The organism is Candidatus Babeliales bacterium (genome assembly GCA_035288105.1).
GTDB lineage: Bacteria > Babelota > Babeliae > Babelales > Vermiphilaceae > SOIL31.
The window spans coordinates 1-2,973 of sequence record DATEAY010000039.1 but is presented as its reverse complement, the minus strand read 5'-3'; the positions used below and the strand labels follow the sequence as shown (position 1 = coordinate 2,973).

At 36.3% G+C, this 2,973-nt stretch carries 4 protein-coding genes; all 4 read right to left on the bottom strand.

All coding sequences use genetic code 11. From position 1 onward, the window contains the following. Positions 1 to 154 precede the first annotated feature (154 nt). Genes VJJ26_01920 through prmC form a run of 4 tightly spaced genes read right to left on the bottom strand, consistent with a single transcriptional unit; the run spans position 155 to position 2,727 of the window. Entirely contained in the window at positions 155 to 565 is a 411-nt protein-coding gene (locus VJJ26_01920; protein ID HLC06923.1) for a hypothetical protein, read from the bottom strand. A gap of 29 nt (positions 566 to 594) precedes the next feature. Beyond that, positions 595 to 1,128 carry a hypothetical protein gene (locus VJJ26_01915; protein HLC06922.1) on the bottom strand — a complete coding sequence of 178 codons (534 nt, stop codon included), beginning with the start codon at positions 1,126 to 1,128 and terminating at the stop codon, positions 595 to 597. After that, positions 1,125 to 1,832: a hypothetical protein gene (locus VJJ26_01910; protein ID HLC06921.1), complete on the bottom strand. Its 708-nt coding sequence runs from the start codon at positions 1,830 to 1,832 to the stop codon at positions 1,125 to 1,127. Before VJJ26_01910 ends, VJJ26_01915 begins: the two co-directional genes overlap by 4 nt. Continuing rightward, positions 1,804 to 2,727 (bottom strand): peptide chain release factor N(5)-glutamine methyltransferase, encoded by a 924-nt coding sequence (gene prmC / locus VJJ26_01905; protein HLC06920.1) that lies wholly within the window; start codon positions 2,725 to 2,727, stop codon positions 1,804 to 1,806. Before prmC ends, VJJ26_01910 begins: the two co-directional genes overlap by 29 nt. Positions 2,728 to 2,973: the final 246 nt, after the last annotated feature.

Genomic DNA, 2,973 nt, shown 5'->3' with positions numbered 1-2,973 from the left:
CAAATATTGTCGTCATATATTTTCCTATTTCGCCGTCAAGCTAATAGAAAAATATATACGACAATTTTTTTTATGGAATCCGAGGGCCAAGCCTTGATAGTCACACTAGTAAAACTAGTGGTTTACCTGTCTTTAATTACAATCGAATAACTTTTTATTTTTCTTGCTGAGAAAGAGATTCCAAGATTTGCGTATCTTTATTAATTTCCGATATTTGTACGATAAACTTATGCGTACTGTGATCAAATGGAATGATATCCACAGCAAAGGGTCTATCCTGTAAGTTAAACTTTACTCGCGTTGTATTTTCCATCAAACATGGTCCATGCAACTCTTGCTGTAATGTAGATTTATCTCTTTCCGACAAAGCAAGAGCCTCAAAAATTTCTTTTCCCATAATTTCGGTTGTTGATTTAAAAAGTTGAGGAATATCGTTGTTAACACGTTGAATACAATATGCATCATCGAGCAGGATCTTTGCACAAACAACTTTTTTTTTCATACTCATACTGCATTCTGCCGCAAACAAGCTGGATAATGCCATACACAACACACTCAATCTCATTATCCAACTCCTTTTTTATATAACAACAATTAAAAAATTACGTGTCCTTTAATAGTACACCTTAATGATTTTGTTTGTGCATCATGCTGCAAAGATGTCATCTTAACATGTGAAAAATTACTCAATACTGATAATCGCTTAACAAACACATTTGCGTGTTCAGACGTTGGGCATACCATTACCACTTCAACATCTTTTTTATTAAAACGTACAGATTCTAATTGTACTCCATTTCCCGAAGCCTCCACAAGAGAAGTAATATGTAGATAGGGATTTTTTTGTTGCTTGCTATATGCATTTATCTTGCCTTCACGCGTGCGCAGCGTCTCGTATTCTGTTTTTAAAGTGCCTTTATTTTTAACAACATCCGCATAATTTTTTGTTTTTTCACGCAGGACACTTACTTCTTTTTTTAAAGACACATATAACAACAGTTGTGGAACAATAAAACACGTTCCGATCATGAACGCGCATGCACTCAAAAGAACCGTCATCCAAAACCAGCGACGAATTTCATACTGTTTTTGCGGCGACAAAGAAGCGATAAAATTAACTTTTTTCATTCATCTATCCTTTCAACACAAAATAATCCATAGGCAGTAGCAATGTACACGTACTCATCCGATATGGTAACGCTAGGCGAAACACGTACCATGCGCCTGATTGCATCGATCGAAATAATACGATCAATGTTATTATCATAACGCATCATATCCACTGCAAGTTGACTGCGTCTGAATGCTGTACCAAAAATATTTTTATATACATCAAGCATGGCAACTGTTTTTGTGGTAATTGCAATCAGATTGCATCGTGCAGCAATGGCAAGTAACTGATATTGCAATACAAGCGATCGTGGAACAACATAGACATAAAACACATATTGCCCGTGATCGTTAGGATACACATAACGATATTCCCATAATATATTACTCGATACAGCAATACCAAAATCGCTGCGATGTGGCGTTGATGTTGACATTGCTACAAATTGCTCCGCCACACTAGAACCATCCAAACAGAATGTTATGAATGCATTCTGCAGACTATGTTCTTGCAAAAAAGAAACGATATGCTGCTTTATAATTGTTGGATTAAAAAGTATAAGTTTTTCAAGTTCAAGATTGTTGAGTGGATAATGTTTGTATGCACGTAAGGTTAAAGGAGCAACTCCCTCTTTTACTTTTTGTATCCAGCAACACACAAGATTGTTTTGAGAAAAAGAAACTGAAACTAAGTCATGATCCAGAGCTGGAATTGGCCACATAATCTACTCTCCCGGTGACAAATCGATCTTTGCCTTCTAAATCTTTATGCACAAGAATATCATTATAACGAGCAGCATGCATTAATTCTCTCACAGCCACTCCTTGCGCATATCCAATTTCGATAACAACCTGAGGTATATTTTTATGCTTCATTTCATCATTAGTGTGTATAAATTGTGGCGCTTGCGCAATGATTTCTTTAATAATAGCAAGTCCATTATCGTGCGCAATGAGCGCATCATGATCTTCCCAGCGTGTAACCGTTTCATCAAGATCTTTAAATTCTGCAGCAGTGATATACGGAGGATTAGACACAATACAATCAAAACGCATGCCGCAAGGAATTGATTCAAACAGATCTGATTGTATGCACGTAACATTTCTGATTTTATTATGTTCAATATTTTTTTCTGTCAGTTCAAGCGCAGCATCTGCTATATCTGTTGCTACAATTCTGGCTTGTGGTAAATAATCTGCAAAAGCAAGCGCTATGCACCCCGAACCGGTCGCTACATCCAAAATTGTTATTTTTTTGTTATCCAACGTTAGTAAATGTTCGACAATATACAAACACCATTCTTCTGTTTCTGGTCGCGGAATAAGCGTTGGTGGTTCGACTAAAATATCAAGGTCTGCAAAGGGCACTGAACCAAGCACATATTGTAACGGCATTTTATCTTGAACAAGAAGTTGCATCCATCGATCAATTTTTTGTTGTTGCTCAGGAGTGAGCATGGGCGCTTCTTGAATGATGAGCTCTGTTTTTGTTTTTCCACAAATAGCCTGTAAAATCCACCAGGCATATTGCTGACATAATGTATCATCATTGTACACAGCAGCGAGCTTTTGACGAATATCATTAATGTAGTACGTAATATCATAATTAGTATTCATAGAAAGCAGTCTAGCACACTTTTATCGCATACGTGAAGCCCCAAACAATGAACCTTTTTAGGCTTGATTATTACAAAAAGAATTAAACCATTTGTCTTTTTCTTGTTTTTTAGAGCCCATCCCTAAACTCAAATTTTATTAGAAACAATGATTGCGGCAGCAAATTGAGAAAAAGCGAGATAATTTTTGATGGATTTTGAGTATCGCACAAAAATGGATCTAAACTGATTCATCCAAGAATGAACG